The sequence below is a fragment of the Sphingomonas sp. G-3-2-10 genome, from assembly GCF_012927115.1.
Classification (GTDB): domain Bacteria; phylum Pseudomonadota; class Alphaproteobacteria; order Sphingomonadales; family Sphingomonadaceae; genus Sphingomonas.
On the sequence record NZ_JABBFY010000001.1, the window covers coordinates 1,130,035 to 1,147,471 of the forward strand.

Genomic DNA, 17,437 nt, shown 5'->3' on the forward strand with positions numbered 1-17,437 from the left:
CCGCTAGGGCGCGCGGCATGTCACGCCCAAAGACCGTCGCGATCATCGTCGCCGCTGGGCAAGGCACCCGTGCGGGTGGCACCGTTCCCAAGCAGTTCGCGACCCTCGCCGGCAAGCCGATGCTGGCGCACAGCCATGCCGCGCTGGCGTCGCATCCCGACGTAGACGAAGTGCTGGTGGTGATCGGTGAGGGGCAGGAAGCCGCTCTCGCAACAGCGCTCGGCGACGTTCGCCATGTCACTGGCGGCGCGACACGGCGCGAATCGGTATTGCGCGGGCTCGAAGCGATCACAGCGGACCGCGTGCTGATCCATGACGCCGCCCGGCCCTTCCTGTCCAACCGCGTCATTGACGACCTTCTGGCCCAATTGGATTGCTACGAGGGTGCAATTCCCGCGCTACCCGTCGCCGATACGCTGGTTCGGTTCGACGGTATGATGGGCGAGACGGTCCCTCGCGATCAGCTCTACCGGGTGCAGACACCACAAGCATTCGTCTTCGGCGCCCTCATGGCAGCACATCGCCTTTGGCCCGCCGAAATCGAAGCCACCGACGACGCCCAGATGGTGCGCGATACCGGCCATGAAGTCACGATCGTCCCAGGAGACATTGCGCTGGAAAAGATCACCCATCCCGCCGATTTCGCCGCCGCCGAAGCCCGCTACGCCGCCGGCCTAAGGGTCCGTACCGCGAGCGGCTATGACGTCCACCGCTTTGCCGAGGGTGAGGAATTGTGGCTGGGCGGCGTGCTGGTCCCGCACAGCAAGGGGCTGAGCGGGCATAGCGACGCCGATGTCGCGCTCCATGCCATCACCGATGCGCTGCTCGGCACCATCGGCGCGGGCGATATCGGGATGCATTTCCCGCCAAGCGATCCGCAATGGCGCGGCGCGGCTTCGGGCCGTTTCCTCGAACATGCCGCTTCGCTGGTCGCGCGCGAAGGCGGGATCATCGACTTCATCGATCTCACGATCATCTGCGAAGCACCCAAGATCGGTCCGCACCGCGAAGAGATCCGCGCCAGCATCGCGGAACTGTTGCGGCTCCCGGTCAGCCGCATTAGCGTCAAGGCAACGACAACCGAGCGGCTGGGATTCACCGGCCGGGGCGAAGGCATGGCGGCGCAGGCCGTCGCAACCATCAGGATAGCGGAGACAGGGGCATGATTCGCAAGGGAATCGTCGCGGCGGCGGCGGGCTGGATGGCAATGACCGGCATGGCCGCCGAAGCGCAGTCGGTCGCGAAACGCGGCGCGAAGCCGCCCTGCGTATCGAAGCAGGAAGCCTCCGCGCTGGTCATGCTGATGCTTCCCGGGGTGATCCGGGGCGCGAACCAGCTCTGCGGCACGCTGCTGCCGAAGGAAGCCTATCTGCTGAATGGCGGCCGCACGCTGGGTGCGCGGTTCGAGCAGGCCGCGGCCCGATCCGGCCCCGATGCCGATCGCGCTATGGCGCGCATGATGGGCATCAAGGACGGCAAGGGCGTTCCGGGCGCAGCCGCTTCGATGGCGCCGATGGGCGAGATGATGATCATGTCGCTCCAGCCGAAGGTCGACGCCCAGATCTGCACCGATATCGATCAGGCGCTGCTGCTGCTCGATCCCCTGCCGGCGGAGAACCTCACCGGGCTGGTGGTGATGCTGATGGAAATCGGCATGAAGGAAGACAAGAACCCGCCCTTCACCATTTGCCCGGCCGGCCAGTAACCGGATGATACGCAAGGGCCTGCTTGCCGCCGCCGCGGCCTGGGCGGCGCTCGCCGCCACGGCTGCGCATGCGCAGGCCTTTGGCGGGCGCGATATCCCGTGCCTCGAGGCGCATGAAGCGGAAGCCGTGATGCTGCTGATCGCGCCCGGTGCGATCAAGGGCGTGACGCAGGCCTGTACGCCCTATTTCACCGCCGGCGCCTTCCTGTCCGGCTCCGGCGGCCGCGCCCAGCTCGCGCGCTACGAAAGCGCTGCGAAAGGCGCGGAAGGCGCCGCCGGAGCGGGCATCGCCAAGCTGCTCGGCTTGCCGCCCGCCGCGGCTTCGGTACCCGGCTCCTCGGCCGGCTTTGCGTCGCTGGCCCAGATGATGGTGCTGGGCGAACTCGATCAGATGGACACGATCCGCTGCTACGCGTTCGACAGGATGTTTCGCCTGCTCGACCCGTTGCCGCCCCAGAATGTCGCCAGCGTGCTGACGATCGTCGCAGAGCTCGGCTCGCGCGACAAGAAGCAGAAGCCGCTGCCGATCACCATATGCGCCCGAAAGGCACGTTGAGAGTAACATGGATACCGTACTTCCCGCCGAACTGGTCGCCGCAGCGCGCAAGGTCATCGAGGCCAATCGCGCCGCCGGACGCCGCATCACCGTCGCCGAGAGCTGCACCGGCGGCCTCGTCTGCGGCGCGCTGACCGAAATCCCCGGATCGTCCGACGTGTTCGAGGGCGGGATCGTGACCTATTCGGACGAGTCCAAGACCGATCTGCTCAAGGTCAGCACCGATGTGCTGGAGACGTTCGGCGCGGTCTCGATCGCCGTTGCCTGGACGATGGCCCAGAATGCGGTGGCGAAGACCCGCGCCGATGTCGCCGTGGCGATCACCGGGATCGCCGGGCCCGATGGCGGCAGCGAGAAGAAGCCGGTGGGCACGGTGGTGTTCGCCCGCGCCGAAAAGGGCGCGGATCCCGATCACATCGTCGCGGATTCGAAGCTGTTCGAGAATAACGGCCGGGGCGGTATCCGCCTTCAGGCGGCGCTGGTTGCGCTCGAACTGCTGATGCCGGGCGCTTCGGTTCCCGAAGCGTAAAGCCGCGCCGCGCGTTCCTCGAACGCGTTGACCATCTTGCGGACGGCGCGATCGAACACCTGCCCCGCCAGCATCTCGAACATGCGGTTCTTGAACGCGAAGTCGACGCTGAAATCGACGAGGCAGCCGCCCTTGCCATCCGGGCGGAATTTCCAGTCGTTGTTGAGATGCTTGAGCGGCCCGTCGAGATAATCGACGCGGATATGATCGGGCCGCTGCTTGCCGACCCGCGACGAGAAAGTCTCGCGCAGCCCCTTGAAGCCGACGATCACGTCGGCGACCATCTCGGTCTCGCTGTTCGAACGGACCCTGACCGCGGTCACCCAGGGCAGGAACTCGGCATAGCGGCCGACATCAGCCACCAGATCGAACATCTGCTCCGGCGTATAGGGAAGCGCCTTCGTCTCCTGATGGCGCGGCATCAGGCTTTGGCCAGCTTCGCCTCTCGCGCGGCGCGCATCTTCGCGAAATCATCGCCCGCGTGATAGCTGGAGCGGGTCAGCGGCGAGGATGCGACCAGCAGGAAGCCCTTGGCCCGCGCGATCGCGCCATAGGCGTTGAACGCCGCCGGGGTGACGAATTCCTGCACCTTGGCATGGCGCGGCGTGGGCTGGAGATACTGGCCCATCGTCAGGAAATCGATACCGGCCGAGCGCATGTCGTCCATCACCTGATGAACCTCCAGCCGCTCCTCGCCCAGCCCGAGCATCACGCCCGATTTGGTGAAGATCGACGGATCGAGCCGCTTGACCTGCTCCAGCAGGCGCAGCGAGGCGTAATAGCGCGCGCCCGGGCGGATCGTGGGATAGAGCCTCGGGACCGTCTCGAGGTTGTGGTTGTACACATCGGGCCGCGCCGCGACGATCGCTTCGACCGCGGCTTCGTGCTTGTTGCGGAAATCCGGGGTCAGGATTTCGATGGTGGTGACCGGGTTCGCCTTGCGGATCGCCTCGATCACCTTGACGAACTGGCTCGCGCCACCATCCTTCAGATCATCGCGGTCGACCGACGTCACGACGATATGCTCCAGCCCCATCTGCGCGGCTGCATCGGCGACGTTGTTCGGCTCCATCGGATCGACGGCGCGCGGCATGCCGGTCTTCACGTTGCAGAAGGCGCAGGCACGGGTGCAGGTATCGCCCAGGATCATCACCGTGGCGTGCTTCTTCGACCAGCACTCGCCGATATTCGGGCAAGCCGCTTCCTCGCACACCGTCGTCAGGCTCTTCGAGCGCATCAGCTCGCGCGTGGCGGCGAACCCGGCCGAGGTCGGCGCCTTGACGCGGATCCAGTCGGGCTTGCGCTGGCGTTCCGGGCGCGGCGTGGCGGAAAGGTCGTTCATGAGGGGCCAGATAGCGGCAGCAACGAACGGTTACAATGTTGCGCTTGTCCCGCTACCGCGCTTTCCATTAACCGCCACCCGGCAATCGCCCTATCGTACCTGTCGGGGCGCATGGAGGTAACATGACCTATTTCACCGACCTCGTTGACGGCTATCACCGCTTCCGCAGCTCCGACTATCGTCGCCAGCGCGAACGCTGGGAGCAGCTGGCCGAGGGGCAGTCGCCCAAGGTAATGGTCATCGCCTGCGCCGACAGCCGCGTCGAGCCCTCGCAGATCTTCGATACGCTGCCCGGCGAGATGTTCGTGGTGCGCAACGTCGCCAATCTCGTCCCCCCGTTCGAGACGACTCCGGGCCGCCACGGCGTCTCCGCTGCGCTTGAGTTCGCGGTGACCAAGCTGAACGTCGAGGAAATCGTGATCCTCGGCCACGGCAAGTGCGGCGGCGCGCATGCTGCGCTGACCGAGATGTTCCATGATTCCGAGCCTGGCGACGGCGGCTTCGTGCATGAATGGGTGAGCATCCTCGATGGCGCGCGCGAGAAGGTGAAGGCGAAGTTCGCCGGCAGCCCCGATATCGCCCGCGAGATGGAATATGAGACCGTCCGCACCTCGATCGCCAATCTGCGCGGCTTTCCGTTCGTGGCGGAGCGCGAAGCGGCGGGCGCGCTGACGATCCACGGCGCCTATTTCGCGATCGCCGACGGCGGACTGCATGTGATGGGCGAGGACGGCGAGTTCGCGGCAGCGTAACTCGGGCCACCCATTGACGGACATCGCGCTCTTCTCCAGCTTCACGGCGGGGGAAGCGCGATGATCCAATTCACCTGGCGACAACTGGTCGGGCTTTATCGCCGCGGCTTCGCGCTGTTCCTGATCGCCCCGGTGATCATCGCGCTGGTCGTGGTGCCGGAGTTCATCCAGCACATCGTCGAAATCCGCATCGGCATGTTCGACAGCATCGAGCAGGGCCGCGCATTGGCGAACGATCCGGCGCGCTGGACGGCGGGTTATTTCAAGCTGGCCGGACTCGGCCTCGCGATGCTGGCGGCGGCTCGATACTTGGCCGCGCGGGCGCAAGGCGGAACGTGGTGGAAACTCGGCGAGATCGCCTGGCTTCCGCTGATCGGCGCGCTGCTGTTGTTCCTGCTGGTCCCGGCGATCCCCGATCTCGTCCGCGCCCATGTGCCCGTCTGGGTCTATTGGACCAGCTACACCGTGCTGAGCCTCGCGACCCTGCCGCTGATGGTGCCGATCATGGCCGCGCTGGCGGGCGATCGGCGCACGGGGCTGCTCGCGCGCTATTGGCGCGACTGGCGCTACGTGCCCTTGCTGCTGCTCCTGCTGGTCGCTGCCTATGCGCCGGGGATGGCGCTGCATTACGGCTTCCACTGGATCGCGATCGGCAAGCCGGCAGTGTTGCTGTGGCCGATCATGGTGCTGGACTCGCTCGCGGTCGGCCTGATCGCATCGATGGTCGGCGCGGCGCTCAGCCTGACCTATGAGGCAGCGCGGCCCTAGCTCTTGCCCAACGCCTTGCGCGCGACCTTCTCCACCTCGGGATCGAGCTTCGGCGGGTGCATCGGCACATTCGCCTCCAGCGCCTCGGCGATCGCGGTCAGCGCCGCGATCCGGCCCGCCTTTTTGTTGTTGCCGTCGATCACCGTCCAGGGCGCGGCCTTGGTCGAGGTGCGTTCGAACATCTCGTGCATGGCGTCGAGATAGGCGTCGCGCTTCGCCCGGTTGCGATAGTCGTCGAGGCCGGTCTTCCAGCGCTTCCAAGGATGTTCCAGCCGGTCCTTGAGCCGCTTGTCCTGCTCCTTCTGCGTCACATGGACGAAGACCTTCACCAGCGTCGCGCCGGTATCGACATGCTGCGCCTCGAACGCGTTGATCTCGTCATAGCCGCGCCGCCACTCGGTTTCGGTGGCATAGCCCTCGACCCGTTCGACCAGCACCCGGCCGTACCAGCTGCGATCGAACACCGCGATATTGTGCTGCGCGGGCAGCCGCTGCCAGAAGCGCCACAGGAAGTGATGGCCGAGTTCCTCGGGCGTCGGCGCGCTGATCGGCCAGACCTCGAAATAGCGCGGGTCCCATTCGGCGGTCAGCCGCTTGATGATGCCGCCCTTCCCCGCCGCGTCCCAGCCTTCGAACAGCACGATCGCGCGCCGCTTGTGGACGATATGCGCGGTCTGGATATGGCTCAGCCGCTTCTGCAGCTTTTCCAGCTCGTGCGCGTATTTGCCGTCGAATTCGTCGCCGGATTCATAGTCGGAAAGGTCGATCGTCATGGTGTTCCCTGAACCATGATGGTGTTGTCCTCCTCGATCACGATGCTTCGCAGCACATCGAGGCGCGGCGAAGGCCGGTACTCAAGCTGGATCGTCACCCAATAGTTCCCCACTGTGAACGCATAGCAGGGATCGGGCGGCTTCGACACGCATTGGCGGATATCGGTTACGTCGCCCGGGAAGGCGCTGGACACGAAGCCGGAGCATTCGCGCGATATCCGCCCCTTCTTGTCGTGGCAGCCGGGAATGGCGCGTTTGCCCTCGCGGATCGTGCCCAGCGCGATCATCAGCGCATTATAGCCATAGGCGACCGTCCAGCTGCTGTCCGCGCTGATCCAGCCATCGCGGGCCATGCCGTCGATCGCAGTGCAGGGTCCCTTGAACGGCTGATAGTCGCGCGGGCGGTCCAGCGAGATCATCGCTTCGCCGGTGATGATGCGATACTCGGTCTTCGCGCGCAGGCCGAACGGCATCTCGGCCATGTCGGTATAGGTCCGCTGCCCCCCTTTCACATCGGCATAGCCGACCGCGACCATGTCGCGCCGGCACACGCCCGGGAACCCCGTCGAGACGGGACGGGTATAAAGCCGGCCCTCGGTATAGGCGCCCTCCAGGCTGTTTCCGGATTCGAAGATGCCATCGGACTGAAGGATCGCGTCGAGCCCGGCACGCGCCTTGGCGCCGGCTGCCACGCTGGGCGGTGCCTGCTGCGCCAGGCTGGGGGTCGCGACGGCCACAGCCATCAGTACAAGGTAGCGAACCGTCATGGCATCCTCCCCCGGCCCGGCCGGCCAGCACCCCTTATAGGCGCTTGGCGAAGACGTGCGACACCGTGTGGAACCCGTTGCGTTCGAAGAAGCGATGCGCGCCGTGGTTTTGCAGCCCGCTCTCCAGGAACAGCCAGTCCACGCCGCGTTCCGCCACCCGCGCCTCGACGGCCTTCAACAGCGTCTCGCCGATCCCCAACGACCGGCGCGCAGGCTCCACGGCCATGTCCTCCAGCACCGCGAAGCGGCGGCGCGGCGTTTCCTCCCATGCGACAACGGCCATGCCGACCAGAACGCCGCCACCATCGCGCGCAATCACCAGATCGCGCTCGTCACCCAGTTCGGCGAAGTCCTCGGCATAGAGCGCGTCGAGATTGTCGACCCAGCGCTCGCCATCGGGGCTGAGGCCGGTCTGGATCTCGCCGTGGCTGATATAGCGCGGATCGGTCGCGACCACGCGCGCGGCAAACGCCGCCGCTTCCTGCGCTACGCTGCCTGACTTGTCCCACTCGACAGATATTTGCTGCTGCAATCCAATTCGCTCCATCTGGCCGGCTCGCGGCTATCGACCAGCCAGTTGGCGATCGCTTCGCAGCCGCCCATAATCTCCGCAACGGCTTCATAAAAGGCCTGGTCGCGATCCGCGACCGGCAGGCCTGCCTCGAAAATCTCGACGCCGACATCAAAGATATCGCGCACGTCGCGAGTGTAGTTGGAGCGGATCAGCGCGTCCCAGTGCGCGCGGAAATAATCATCCTCCAATATCTCCACCATCCACGCGATCCAGCTGGCGAACACCTCGGTCCGGATCATCTCCTTGCGGCGGAACCTGGCGCAGACCTCGAACAGGTTGAGCGACTGGTAATAGAGGTTGATCAGGATGCCGCGCGCTTCGGCATATTTCTTCGCCGACCATATCGTCTTGCCGACGGCACCGCGGATAGCTGCGATCTTGGTCTCGTTGTCCGCGGTATATTTGAAGATTTCGCTCGAGCTGGTTTCCAGCGCGAGATAGTTCGCCGCAAGGTGGACCTCGTTCTCGCGCAGCCTACTATCTTCGTAGTGGCGCTGTTCGCGCGCCTCGGCCGCTTCGAATTGTGCTCGTGCATTGCGCGTCGATCGCCACGCGTAGATCGCGGAGAATATCGACGCGCCCATCGCGAAGATGGCGATGGCATCGGTCGTCGTAACGGCGGAAAAATTGATCATGCGATCCCCCTGCCATGATCCGGCGGGAGGAATGTGCCCCGGCCGGCGATCAAAGGCCAGCCGGGGCATATCGGTTGTCAGCCTGCCTTGGGGCCGTCGTTCGCCAGCTTGATGTGCAGTTCCTTGAGCTGCTTCGGGCTGACTTCGGCCGGCGCCTGCATCATCAGGTCCTCGGCCTTCTGGGTCATCGGGAACACGATCACTTCGCGAATGTTCGGCTCGTCGGCCAGCAGCATCACGATGCGGTCCACGCCCGGCGCCGAACCGCCGTGCGGCGGCGCGCCGAACTTGAACGCGTTGATCATGCCCGCGAAGTTCGTGTCCACCTCCGCCTGGGTGTAGCCGGCGATTTCGAACGCCTTGTACATGATCTCCGGACGATGGTTCCGGATCGCGCCCGACGAGAGCTCCACGCCGTTGCAGACGATGTCATACTGATAGGCGAGGATATCGAGCGGGTCCTTCGTGTTCAGCGCCTCCAGCTCGCCCTGTGGCATACTGAAGGGGTTGTGGCTGAAATCGACCTTCTTGTTGTCCTCGTCATACTCGAACATCGGGAAATCGACGATCCAGCAGAATTCGAAACGCGACTTGTCGATCAGGTCGAGCTGGTCCGCCACGCGGGTGCGGGCGAGGCCGGCGAGCTTGGCCGCCTGCGCTTCCTTGCCGGCCGCGAAGAAGATGCCGTCGTTCGGGCCGAGGCCCATCGCATCGGCGATCGCCTTCATGCCGTCCTGGCCGTGGTTGTTGGCGATCGGGCCGCCGAACACGCCATCCTTCTGGGTGGCATAGCCGAGGCCCGGGAAGCCTTCCGACTGCGCCCACGAGTTCATCTCGTCGAAGAATTTGCGCGACTTTTCGTGCGTGTTGGGTGCTGCGACTGCGCGGACGACGCTACCTTCCTCGACCATCGAGGCGAAGCGGCCGAAGCCCGAGCCCTTGAAGAAGTCCGAGACGTCGCTGATCAGCAGCGGGTTGCGCAGATCGGGCTTGTCGTTGCCGTACTTGGCCATCGATTCCTTGTACGGGATGCGCTTGAACGGCAGCGGCGAAACGGTGCGGCCCTTGCCGTCCCAGTCCGCGAATTCCTCGAACACGCCGTGCAGCACCGGCTCGATCGCGGCGAACACGTCGTCCTGGGTGACATAGCTCATCTCGAAATCGAGCTGGTAGAATTCGCCGGGCGAACGGTCGGCGCGGGCATCCTCGTCGCGGAAGCACGGCGCGATCTGGAAATAGCGGTCGAAGCCCGCGACCATCAGCAGCTGCTTGAACATCTGCGGCGCCTGCGGCAGCGCGTAGAACTTGCCCGGATGGACGCGCGACGGAACCAGATAGTCGCGCGCGCCTTCGGGGCTCGACGCGGTCAGGATCGGCGTCTGGAATTCGGTGAAGCCCTGAGCGATCATCCGCTGGCGCAGCGACGAGATGACGTTCGAACGCAGCATGATGTTCTTGTGCAGCCGCTCGCGGCGCAGATCGAGGAAGCGGTTCTTGAGGCGGATTTCCTCGGGATATTCGGCATCGCCGAACACCGGCAGCGGCAGCTTGTCGGCGGCCGACTGGACCGTCACCGCGCTGGGGAACACTTCGATCTCGCCGGTCGGCAGCTTGGGGTTCAGCGTCTCGGGCGAGCGTGCCGAAACCTTGCCCGTGACGGTGATGACCGACTCGGGGCCGAGCGCATCGACGGTCTTGAACAGATCCGAATCGGTTTCGATCACGACCTGGGTGATGCCGTAATGATCGCGCAGATCGACGAAGAGCACATTGGCATGTTCGCGCGTGCGATTGATCCACCCGGAGAGGCGGACTTCCTGACCGACATCGGTCGCGCGAAGTGCGGCGCAGGTGTGCGTACGATAGGCGTGCATGGTTCTCGTCTCTGACAGATACGGAAAGGCGGGCGCATCCCCGCCAAGCACTCTTTTGTCAACCCGAAGACATGTCTATGGGGCCTAGATGCATATCCATGACCTGATCGAGGACTCCGCCTCGCTCGCCAATCTCTGCGCCCGTCTCGCCACCAAGCCCTATGTGGTCGTCGACACGGAATTCATGCGCGAGAACACCTATTGGCCCGAACTGTGCCTCATCCAGATCGCCGATGACGAGGAAGCCGCCGCGATCGATCCGATGGCGCCGAATATCGACCTTGGCCCGCTGCTCGATCTGCTGACCGAGAATGAGGACGTGCTGAAGGTCTTCCATGCCGGCGGGCAGGATATCGAGATCGTCTATAACCTGACGGGCAAGACCCCTCACCCGCTGTTCGACACCCAGGTCGCGGCGATGGCGCTGGGGCAAGGCGAGCAGATCGGCTATTCCAACCTGGTCGATACCTATCTGGGCATCGTGGTCGACAAGGGTGCGCGTTTCACCGACTGGGCGCGGCGTCCGCTCGACAAGCGCCAGATCGACTACGCCATCTGCGACGTGACCTATCTCTCCGAAATCTTCCCGCGGATGCTGGAGAAGCTGAAGAAGACCGGACGCGGCGCCTGGCTCGATCAGGAGATGGAGCGGCTCGCCGACCCCGAGAATTACCGCAACGATCCGGACAAGGCATGGCAGCGAATCCGCGTTTCCAGCCGCAAGCCCGAAGTACTCGGCCGCCTGAAGGCGCTGGCGCGCTGGCGCGAGCTGGAAGCGCAGGGCAAGGATCTGCCGCGCGGACGGATCATCAAGGACGAGACGATGGCCGATCTCGCCGCCAATCCGCCGCGCAAGCAGGCCGATCTGGGCCGCGTCCGGGGCCTTTCCCCCGCTTGGTCGGGCAACGATATCGGCGGGCGGCTGATGGCGGCCCTGGCCGATGCGCAGCCGATGACCACGGCGGAGATGCCCGCACGCGACGATCGCAAGCCGGCGCTGGGCAAGGACGGCGCGCTGGTCGCCGATCTGCTCAAGCTGCTGCTCAAGATCCGCGCCAAGGAAATCAACGTCGCCGCCAAGCTGCTGGCGCGCAGCGACGATCTCGAAGCACTGGCGGCGGGCCAGCGCGAAGGCCTGTCGATCCTCGAAGGCTGGCGTTTCGAACAATTCGGCCGCGACGCGCTCAATCTTGTCGAGGGTCAGCTTGGGTTCACCGTGAAGAACGGAAAGCTCAAGATGACACGGACGGAGGTACCCGAATGATTCGCCTGACCATCCCGCTGATCGGATTCGCCTTGGTGAGTTGCGCGCCCCCGCCCCCCGCCGCGATCCCCGCGCCGCCGACCGCGTGCGGATCGGAGAAGGTAGCCGATTTCATCGGCAAGAAGCGCACCGACGCAATTTCAGCCGAAGTCGCGAAACGATCGGGCGCGAAGAACATCCGCTGGATCTCGCCGGGAATGGCAGTGACGATGGACTATCGCGAGGATCGGCTGAACGTCGATCTGAACGACAAGGGCGTGATCACCCGCTTCTATTGCAGCTGACCCCTGACCTTCCCGCGCACGGGAAGGATGTTCAGGATTCCAGCCGCGCCTTACGCGCCATCGCATTCGCCAACGCCTTGTGGCGCTTCTCGACGGCTTCGCCGTAGAGCGCCGCGTCGCGCGATTCGAGCACCAGCCACACCGCGTCGTCGTCGATCGCGAGGCGCGAGCGCCGGAGCGGCGCGGCGACGCCCCCGCTCAGCCGCTGGCCGAGGCGCATCGCCAGTCCCCATTGCGTCGCGCGCGCCAGCGCTTCGGGCGTCGCGAGATTGCCGATCATCGCGGGAACCTCGGTTCCGCCGCCCAGCGAGCTGTGGAGCGCCTGTGCGACCATCGCCCGGCCCGCCGCGTCGATGCCGACCCAATTGCCGTGCAGCGCGATCTCAAGCCCGCGTTCGGCGCGGAACTCGGGGTTCGCGCGCCAGCCCACATCGGCCAGCAGGCAGGCAGCGTGGCGCAGCCGCTCCAGCTCGGGCGGCTCGCCCTCGAACAGCGGCTCGATCCATTCGTTCAGCAGGTCGCCATGCTCGGGAAAGCGCCCGAGCCGCTGGCCCTCGTCACGCGCCGCGACGATCAGCGGGTCCTCGCGCCGCTGCTCGTCGTTCAGCCGCGCGAACAACAGGCCTTCGCGCAGACCATAGGCCGACACGATCGTCTGATCGCTGCCGAGATGCTTGAGCACGCTCGAAAGCAGAGCCGTGGCATCGCCCAGCGTCGCGACGCGTGCCCCCGACATGTTGGGGATGCTCCGCAGCTTGCCCTTGGCGACATGGCTGATCGTGCGGCCAAGCCGCGTCACCTGCTCGGCGGAGATCGGATATTGGTGGATGATCGGCAGGGAATAGTCGGTCAGGTGCATGTCGAGCCGCGCCAGCGCGCGCCACGATCCACCGACGAGGTAGAAGGGCAGATCCTTGCCCCTGCCCTTCCAACCGGCCTCGGCGATCAGCTTGCCGACGCGACGGTCGAGCGTACCCTGCGGCTTGGCGCGGATCGCAGCCAGCCGCAGCACGCCGAGCGGGAAGGACACGCGGTCGGTCACCGTACCCGCCACCACGCGCACAAGCTCCAGCGATCCACCGCCCAGGTCGCCGACAATCCCGTCGGCATCGGGAATGCCCGAAAGCACGCCGAGGCCCGAGGCCATCGCCTCCTCCTGCCCCGACAGGAGTTCGACTTCGAGGCCGAGGCGATTGGCGGTGTCGATGATCTCCTGCCCGTTCGATGCGTCGCGCACCGCGGCGGTGGCGACAACGCGGAGCTCGTCGACCTGCATCTCGCGCGAGAGCGCCGCGAAGCGGGCCAGCGCGGCCCGCGCCATCGCCAGCGATGCGGCATCGATCGCACCGGTTTCGTTGAGGGAACGGCCGAGCCCGGCCATTACCTTCTCGTTGAACAGGATCGCGGGCAATCGCGCCGCGCCCTGATAGACGACGAGGCGGATCGAGTTGGAACCGATATCGATGATCGCGACCCGATATGGCGCTGTCGCGCGATCGGCGCGCGGCTTGCGGAAGGGCAGCGTGTTCATTTGCGCTTCTTCGAACGCTTCAGGGTGAGTTTCGGCACCGAACGGCTGCTCTTCTCCAGCGCCGCGCCACGACCGGACAGCGACGGATTGGTCATGAAATAGCGATGCAGGTTGAACGGAGTCTCACCCGGATCGACGCGCGTATAATGGCCATCCGGCTTCAATTCCCAGCTCTGTTCATTGTCGATCAGGTTCGCGACCATCACTTGGTCGACGATCTGGTCGTGTACCGTGCGGTTGCGGATCGGCAGCATATATTCGACGCGGCGATCGAAATTGCGCTGCATCCAGTCGGCGGACGAGATGAACACTTTCGCGCCGTCATTCGGCAGCGCCTTGCCGCCGCCGAACACCCAGATACGGCTATGTTCGAGAAAACGGCCGACGATCGATTTGACGCGGATATTGTCCGACATGCCCGGCACGCCGGGGCGGAGGCAGCAGATGCCGCGGATGACCAGTTCGATCTCCACGCCCGCATTGCTGGCTTCGTACAGTTTCTCGATGATCGCGGGATCGACCAGCGAATTCATCTTGGCCCACAGCACCCCGGGATGGCCCGCGCGGACATGGGCGATCTCCTCGTCGATCAGCTCCATAAGGCGCGGTCTCAGATCGCGCGGCGAGATGCCGAGCAGCTCCAACCCATGCGGCTCGACATAGCCGGTGACATAATTGAACACCTTCGCCGCATCGCGCCCGATGCGGGGGTCAGCGGTGAAGAAGCTCAGATCGGTATAGATGCGGGCAGTGATCGGATGGTAATTGCCGGTGCCGAAGTGGCAATAGGTGCGGAAGCCATTGCCCTCGCGCCGCACGACCATCGAAATCTTGGCGTGGGTCTTCCAGTCGATGAAGCCATAGACGACCTGTACCCCGGCGCGCTCCAGCGCGGTTGCCCAGTAAAGATTCTGTTCCTCGTCGAACCGCGCCTTCAGCTCGACCACCGCCGTCACCGACTTGCCTGCCTCGGCCGCGGCGATCAGCGCATTGATGACCGCGGACTGCTTGCCCGCGCGGTACAGCGTCTGCTTGATCGCGACCACATCGGGATCGGCCGCCGCCTGCCCCAGGAACGAGAGCACCACGTCGAAGCTCTCATAGGGATGGTGGACAACGATGTCCTTTGCCCGGATCGCGGCGAAACAATCGCCGCCATATTCCCGGATTCGCTCGGGAAAACGCGGCGTATAGGATTGGAATTTGAGGTCCGGCCGATCCTCGTCGACCAGCATCGACAGGTCGCCCACGCCGAGGAAACCGCCAGTCTCGGTCAGCAGCGCCTCGCTGCCGCCCAGTTCCTCCAGCAGCACCGCTTCCAGCGCCGCGTCGATCCCGTCTTCCATCTCGAGACGGATGACGCGGCCCCGCCGCCGGCGCTTGATCGCGCTGCGGAAGGTCATGACGAGGTCCTCGGCTTCTTCCTCGATTTCGATGTCGCTGTCCCGCAGCACGCGGAATGCCGCCGAGCCGAGCACATCATATCCGGGGAACATCAGGTGCGAGAAGCGCTTGAGCATCGTCTCGACCGTGACGTAGCGCGCGACCCGCTTGCCCGGCAGGCGAACGAAGCGCGGCATGGTGGTCGGCAGCAGGACCAGCTCGCGGATCGGCTCATGGTCCGACTGGCGGACCAGATCGAAGATCACGCTCGATCCCTGATTGGGGATGAACGGGAAGGGATGCGCGGGATCGAGCGCCTGCGGGGTCAGGATGGCGAAGATCTGCTCGCGGAAATGATTCTCCAGCCATTTCTCGACTTCGCCGTCGATCTGGCCCTGGTCGAGCACCTCGATCCCGGTTTCGGCCAGTTCGGCGCGGATCCGGGTCCATACCGATTGCTGGCTGTCCGCCAGCACTTCGGCCTCGGCGACGATCGCCTCGAGCTGCTGCTCGGGCGTCAGCCCGTCGACCGAGCGCGCCTCGACCTTCTGCATATGCTGACCCATCAGCCCGGCGACGCGGACCATGAAGAACTCGTCGAAATTGCTGCCCGAGATCGAAAGGAAGCGCAGCCGCTCGAGCAAGGGATGGGCGCGGTTGGACGCTTCCTCCATCACCCGGCGATTGAAGGCGAGCCAGCTCAGCTCGCGGTTGAAATAGCGTTTTCCCTCCAGTGGATCGGAGAGCGCCTCGTCCACATTCTCGGCGATCGTCGGTACGGCGGTCGTCATTGCGTCTCGCTTTCGGATTCGGCCAGCAGGCCGGCGCGAATCAGTGTGGCGCGGGAATGTGTAATTGATAATCGCGGGCTGCGTCGCTCGTGCGCGTCGTTTTCCAGCGCATCCGCGACCCGAATCAGCGCAACATGCGATCGTTCGACCCGTTTTGTGAGCCATGCGATCAGTTCGGGTGGCGCAACCAGCAGGCGGCGCTCAAAGAATTTGTTGAGCAGCAGCGGCACCAGCGCGTCGTCCGGCGGCTGCAACGTCAGCAGCGGCGTGGCGGCCATGCGCGAGCGCAGATCGGGCAGCTTCACCGGCCACAATTCCTCGGTGACGATCAGCAGCGGCTTGTGATCGGCCTGCGCCTTGTTCCACGCATGGAAGATCGCGGTCTCGCTCACCCGATCGGCATCGTCGATGAAATTGCCCTCGGTCTTCGCCGCGAAGATGCGCGCGAGCAGGCTCTTGCCCGATTTGCGCGGGCCGATCAGCAGCCCGGCCATCACCGGCCACGTCGCCCAGCGCTCGAGCATCTGCACCGCGCGTGCATTGGACTCGCCGACAAGGAACTCCGTCTCGCTCGTCTCGGGAATGACGAGCGGCAGCGCGAGCTGGCTCATTCGCTCTTCGGGCTACCCGATGGCGCGGGGCTCGGCGCGTTGCCGCCGCCACCGCCACCCGGCCGCCGGATGCGAAGCACGCCCGGCCCTTCCTGAACCTGCCAGCCGCGTCCTTCCAGCGCCGCGCGCAGGCTGCCGATCGGTCCGTCGTAGCGAACACTCATCACCGAGACGCCACCCAGCGCGACGCTGGTGGAGCTGGCGCTGCGGACGCCGGGAACGCCGCGCAGGCCCGATTCGGCTGCGTTGAACGCAGTCGCGGTCGGCGTTTCGACCTGAACGGTGAAGCTGGCCGTCGTATCGGTCGCTCCCGGCGTGGGCGTGGGCGTCGCTGCCTCTTCGGGCGTTTCCTCTTCCACCGGCTTTTCCTCCGGCGGACGATAGGCGAGCAGATGATCGGTCTTCAGTGCACCGCTGGCAAGCGCCGCCTGATAGGCCTGGTCGATCCGCTGGATGCCCTGATCGAGCATCGAATCGAGACCCGCCGCATTGTCGACGCGCAACGCGAACTGGGTGACGCGGATCTTGTCCGGCCCGTGGCTGGCGGTGAAGATCGCCGTCACCGGGCCGCCCGGATAGTCCGGACGCAGCTGAACCTCGGCGACCAGCACGTCGATCGCGCCATATTGATCGACGATCGCACGCCACCAGCCGCGCCCGCGCCGGCCGATCTGCCCGGCATTGATCAGCAGCGAGTCTGCGCTGCCGCCGCGCGGGCGGACATAATCGATCGTGCTGTTCGAACTGCGGAACCGCGTCCACGCGCTGGCCCATGCCGTCTGGCGTTCGAACACGCGGCCGGTGCCGCCCGACCATTCGACCGGAATCAGCAGCATCGGCGCCGAGCGCGAAACCGTGCTGGCCACACCGAGGATCGCCCCGGCCTTGCCGCGATCGAACAGGACGCCCAGCCGCGCGATGTAGCGATTGGGCCCGATCTGCTCATGTTCGACGACGATGCCGGTCACCAGCGCATCGAGCGCCGAATCGGACAGGCTGCTCGCCTTGCCGCCCAGCCGCTTCGACAGCATTTCCCAGCCCTTGCGCTGCGCCACGCGCCAGCCGCCCTGCCGGGCCGCCTCGGCATTCGCACCGCGCACGTCGACCATCACGCCGGAGACTTCGAAGCTGGCCGGATCGGTCGAGGCGGTGCCGGCCTTGCCGGTTTTGGTGCCGCCACGCTGCGCCATCACGCCGCCGGCAGCCCCCGCGATCAGCACGGCGGCAGCGAAACCATAGACGAAAGAAGAGCGGCGACGGATCATTCCGCGCCCTTTTGGCGAAGCGGGCGTGGAATT

The 17,437-nt window shown here is 65.4% G+C and carries 19 protein-coding genes; 8 read left to right on the plus strand and 11 right to left on the minus strand.

Annotation, left to right across the window (positions count from 1 at the left end):
* The first annotated feature begins 17 nt into the window (after positions 1 to 17).
* The 4 genes from HHL13_RS05690 to HHL13_RS05705 are packed head-to-tail and all read left to right on the plus strand — an operon-like array spanning position 18 to position 2,790.
* On the plus strand, positions 18 to 1,166 hold the full coding sequence (locus HHL13_RS05690; protein WP_169554753.1) for a bifunctional 2-C-methyl-D-erythritol 4-phosphate cytidylyltransferase/2-C-methyl-D-erythritol 2,4-cyclodiphosphate synthase: 1,149 nt from the start codon (positions 18 to 20) through the stop codon (positions 1,164 to 1,166).
* The gene (locus HHL13_RS05695) at positions 1,163 to 1,705 is read left to right on the plus strand and encodes a hypothetical protein (RefSeq protein WP_169554754.1); all 543 of its coding nucleotides are present in this window, start codon (positions 1,163 to 1,165) and stop codon (positions 1,703 to 1,705) included. Before HHL13_RS05690 ends, HHL13_RS05695 begins: the two co-directional genes overlap by 4 nt.
* 4 nt (positions 1,706 to 1,709) lie before the next feature.
* Positions 1,710 to 2,261 carry a hypothetical protein gene (locus HHL13_RS05700; protein WP_169554755.1) on the plus strand — a complete coding sequence of 184 codons (552 nt, stop codon included), beginning with the start codon at positions 1,710 to 1,712 and terminating at the stop codon, positions 2,259 to 2,261.
* Between the two features lie 7 nt (positions 2,262 to 2,268).
* Positions 2,269 to 2,790, plus strand: a complete 522-nt coding sequence (locus HHL13_RS05705) for a CinA family protein (protein ID WP_169554756.1) — start codon at positions 2,269 to 2,271, stop codon at positions 2,788 to 2,790.
* Here HHL13_RS05705 and HHL13_RS05710 read toward each other — a convergent pair.
* Together HHL13_RS05710 and lipA are read right to left on the minus strand one after the other, a co-directional pair.
* Positions 2,730 to 3,212: a type II toxin-antitoxin system RatA family toxin gene (locus HHL13_RS05710; RefSeq protein ID WP_169554757.1), complete on the minus strand. Its 483-nt coding sequence runs from the start codon at positions 3,210 to 3,212 to the stop codon at positions 2,730 to 2,732. The two genes, HHL13_RS05705 and HHL13_RS05710, sit on opposite strands and share 61 nt — an antisense overlap.
* Positions 3,212 to 4,132: a lipoyl synthase gene (lipA, locus tag HHL13_RS05715; RefSeq protein ID WP_169554758.1), complete on the minus strand. Its 921-nt coding sequence runs from the start codon at positions 4,130 to 4,132 to the stop codon at positions 3,212 to 3,214. Before lipA ends, HHL13_RS05710 begins: the two co-directional genes overlap by 1 nt.
* A 122-nt stretch (positions 4,133 to 4,254) precedes the next feature.
* On the opposite strand from lipA, the gene HHL13_RS05720 reads away from it, so the two are divergent.
* Both HHL13_RS05720 and HHL13_RS05725 read left to right on the plus strand, forming a co-directional pair.
* Positions 4,255 to 4,884 (plus strand): carbonic anhydrase, encoded by a 630-nt coding sequence (locus HHL13_RS05720; RefSeq protein WP_169554759.1) that lies wholly within the window; start codon positions 4,255 to 4,257, stop codon positions 4,882 to 4,884.
* Positions 4,885 to 4,944: 60 nt separating this feature from the next.
* The gene (locus tag HHL13_RS05725; RefSeq protein ID WP_169554760.1) at positions 4,945 to 5,652 is read left to right on the plus strand and encodes a hypothetical protein; all 708 of its coding nucleotides are present in this window, start codon (positions 4,945 to 4,947) and stop codon (positions 5,650 to 5,652) included.
* Here HHL13_RS05725 and HHL13_RS05730 read toward each other — a convergent pair.
* The 5 genes from HHL13_RS05730 to aspS all read right to left on the minus strand — a co-directional run bounded on the left by HHL13_RS05730 (position 5,649) and on the right by aspS (position 10,275).
* Positions 5,649 to 6,425 (minus strand): polyphosphate kinase, encoded by a 777-nt coding sequence (locus tag HHL13_RS05730; protein WP_169554761.1) that lies wholly within the window; start codon positions 6,423 to 6,425, stop codon positions 5,649 to 5,651. The genes HHL13_RS05725 and HHL13_RS05730 overlap by 4 nt on opposite strands.
* Entirely contained in the window at positions 6,422 to 7,192 is a 771-nt protein-coding gene (locus HHL13_RS05735; RefSeq protein ID WP_169554762.1) for a hypothetical protein, read from the minus strand. The genes HHL13_RS05730 and HHL13_RS05735 overlap by 4 nt, the downstream gene beginning before the upstream one ends.
* Before the next feature lie 34 nt (positions 7,193 to 7,226).
* Positions 7,227 to 7,724 (minus strand): GNAT family N-acetyltransferase, encoded by a 498-nt coding sequence (locus HHL13_RS05740; RefSeq protein ID WP_169554763.1) that lies wholly within the window; start codon positions 7,722 to 7,724, stop codon positions 7,227 to 7,229.
* Complete coding sequence (locus HHL13_RS05745) at positions 7,679 to 8,401, minus strand: hypothetical protein (RefSeq protein WP_169554764.1); 723 nt, start codon at positions 8,399 to 8,401, stop codon at positions 7,679 to 7,681. Before HHL13_RS05745 ends, HHL13_RS05740 begins: the two co-directional genes overlap by 46 nt.
* A gap of 77 nt (positions 8,402 to 8,478) precedes the next feature.
* Positions 8,479 to 10,275 (minus strand): aspartate--tRNA ligase, encoded by a 1,797-nt coding sequence (gene aspS / locus HHL13_RS05750; RefSeq protein ID WP_169554765.1) that lies wholly within the window; start codon positions 10,273 to 10,275, stop codon positions 8,479 to 8,481.
* Positions 10,276 to 10,363: 88 nt separating this feature from the next.
* Here aspS and rnd point away from each other — a divergent pair, with 88 nt between their 5' ends.
* Complete coding sequence (gene rnd / locus HHL13_RS05755) at positions 10,364 to 11,539, plus strand: ribonuclease D (protein WP_169554766.1); 1,176 nt, start codon at positions 10,364 to 10,366, stop codon at positions 11,537 to 11,539.
* Positions 11,536 to 11,823 carry an I78 family peptidase inhibitor gene (locus HHL13_RS05760; protein ID WP_169554767.1) on the plus strand — a complete coding sequence of 96 codons (288 nt, stop codon included), beginning with the start codon at positions 11,536 to 11,538 and terminating at the stop codon, positions 11,821 to 11,823. The genes rnd and HHL13_RS05760 overlap by 4 nt, the downstream gene beginning before the upstream one ends.
* A 31-nt stretch (positions 11,824 to 11,854) precedes the next feature.
* Here HHL13_RS05760 and HHL13_RS05765 read toward each other — a convergent pair whose 3' ends face one another.
* From HHL13_RS05765 to HHL13_RS05780, 4 genes are read right to left on the minus strand one after another with little or no spacing between them, the layout of a single operon-like run.
* Complete coding sequence (locus HHL13_RS05765; RefSeq protein ID WP_169554768.1) at positions 11,855 to 13,354, minus strand: Ppx/GppA family phosphatase; 1,500 nt, start codon at positions 13,352 to 13,354, stop codon at positions 11,855 to 11,857.
* Complete coding sequence (locus HHL13_RS05770; protein WP_169554769.1) at positions 13,351 to 15,528, minus strand: RNA degradosome polyphosphate kinase; 2,178 nt, start codon at positions 15,526 to 15,528, stop codon at positions 13,351 to 13,353. The genes HHL13_RS05765 and HHL13_RS05770 overlap by 4 nt, the downstream gene beginning before the upstream one ends.
* Positions 15,525 to 16,139, minus strand: a complete 615-nt coding sequence (locus tag HHL13_RS05775; RefSeq protein WP_169554770.1) for a chromosomal replication initiator DnaA — start codon at positions 16,137 to 16,139, stop codon at positions 15,525 to 15,527. The genes HHL13_RS05770 and HHL13_RS05775 overlap by 4 nt, the downstream gene beginning before the upstream one ends.
* Positions 16,136 to 17,404 (minus strand): heavy-metal-associated domain-containing protein, encoded by a 1,269-nt coding sequence (locus HHL13_RS05780; protein ID WP_240953633.1) that lies wholly within the window; start codon positions 17,402 to 17,404, stop codon positions 16,136 to 16,138. Before HHL13_RS05780 ends, HHL13_RS05775 begins: the two co-directional genes overlap by 4 nt.
* Between the last annotated feature and the right edge of the window lie 33 nt (positions 17,405 to 17,437).

Excerpts from the sequence above, each read along its gene's own strand:
- HHL13_RS05690 (WP_169554753.1), top strand. The coding sequence starts at position 18 with ATGTCACGCCCAAAGACCGTCGCGATCATCGTCGCCGCTGGGCAAGGC.
- HHL13_RS05695 (WP_169554754.1), top strand. The coding sequence starts at position 1,163 with ATGATTCGCAAGGGAATCGTCGCGGCGGCGGCGGGCTGGATGGCAATG.
- HHL13_RS05700 (WP_169554755.1), top strand. The coding sequence starts at position 1,710 with ATGATACGCAAGGGCCTGCTTGCCGCCGCCGCGGCCTGGGCGGCGCTC.
- HHL13_RS05705 (WP_169554756.1), top strand. The coding sequence starts at position 2,269 with ATGGATACCGTACTTCCCGCCGAACTGGTCGCCGCAGCGCGCAAGGTC.
- HHL13_RS05710 (WP_169554757.1), bottom strand. The coding sequence starts at position 3,212 with ATGCCGCGCCATCAGGAGACGAAGGCGCTTCCCTATACGCCGGAGCAG.
- lipA (WP_169554758.1), bottom strand. The coding sequence starts at position 4,132 with ATGAACGACCTTTCCGCCACGCCGCGCCCGGAACGCCAGCGCAAGCCC.
- HHL13_RS05720 (WP_169554759.1), top strand. The coding sequence starts at position 4,255 with ATGACCTATTTCACCGACCTCGTTGACGGCTATCACCGCTTCCGCAGC.
- HHL13_RS05725 (WP_169554760.1), top strand. The coding sequence starts at position 4,945 with ATGATCCAATTCACCTGGCGACAACTGGTCGGGCTTTATCGCCGCGGC.
- HHL13_RS05730 (WP_169554761.1), bottom strand. The coding sequence starts at position 6,425 with ATGACGATCGACCTTTCCGACTATGAATCCGGCGACGAATTCGACGGC.
- HHL13_RS05735 (WP_169554762.1), bottom strand. The coding sequence starts at position 7,192 with ATGACGGTTCGCTACCTTGTACTGATGGCTGTGGCCGTCGCGACCCCC.
- HHL13_RS05745 (WP_169554764.1), bottom strand. The coding sequence starts at position 8,401 with ATGATCAATTTTTCCGCCGTTACGACGACCGATGCCATCGCCATCTTC.
- aspS (WP_169554765.1), bottom strand. The coding sequence starts at position 10,275 with ATGCACGCCTATCGTACGCACACCTGCGCCGCACTTCGCGCGACCGAT.
- rnd (WP_169554766.1), top strand. The coding sequence starts at position 10,364 with ATGCATATCCATGACCTGATCGAGGACTCCGCCTCGCTCGCCAATCTC.
- HHL13_RS05760 (WP_169554767.1), top strand. The coding sequence starts at position 11,536 with ATGATTCGCCTGACCATCCCGCTGATCGGATTCGCCTTGGTGAGTTGC.
- HHL13_RS05765 (WP_169554768.1), bottom strand. The coding sequence starts at position 13,354 with ATGAACACGCTGCCCTTCCGCAAGCCGCGCGCCGATCGCGCGACAGCG.
- HHL13_RS05770 (WP_169554769.1), bottom strand. The coding sequence starts at position 15,528 with ATGACGACCGCCGTACCGACGATCGCCGAGAATGTGGACGAGGCGCTC.
- HHL13_RS05775 (WP_169554770.1), bottom strand. The coding sequence starts at position 16,139 with ATGAGCCAGCTCGCGCTGCCGCTCGTCATTCCCGAGACGAGCGAGACG.
- HHL13_RS05780 (WP_240953633.1), bottom strand. The coding sequence starts at position 17,404 with ATGATCCGTCGCCGCTCTTCTTTCGTCTATGGTTTCGCTGCCGCCGTG.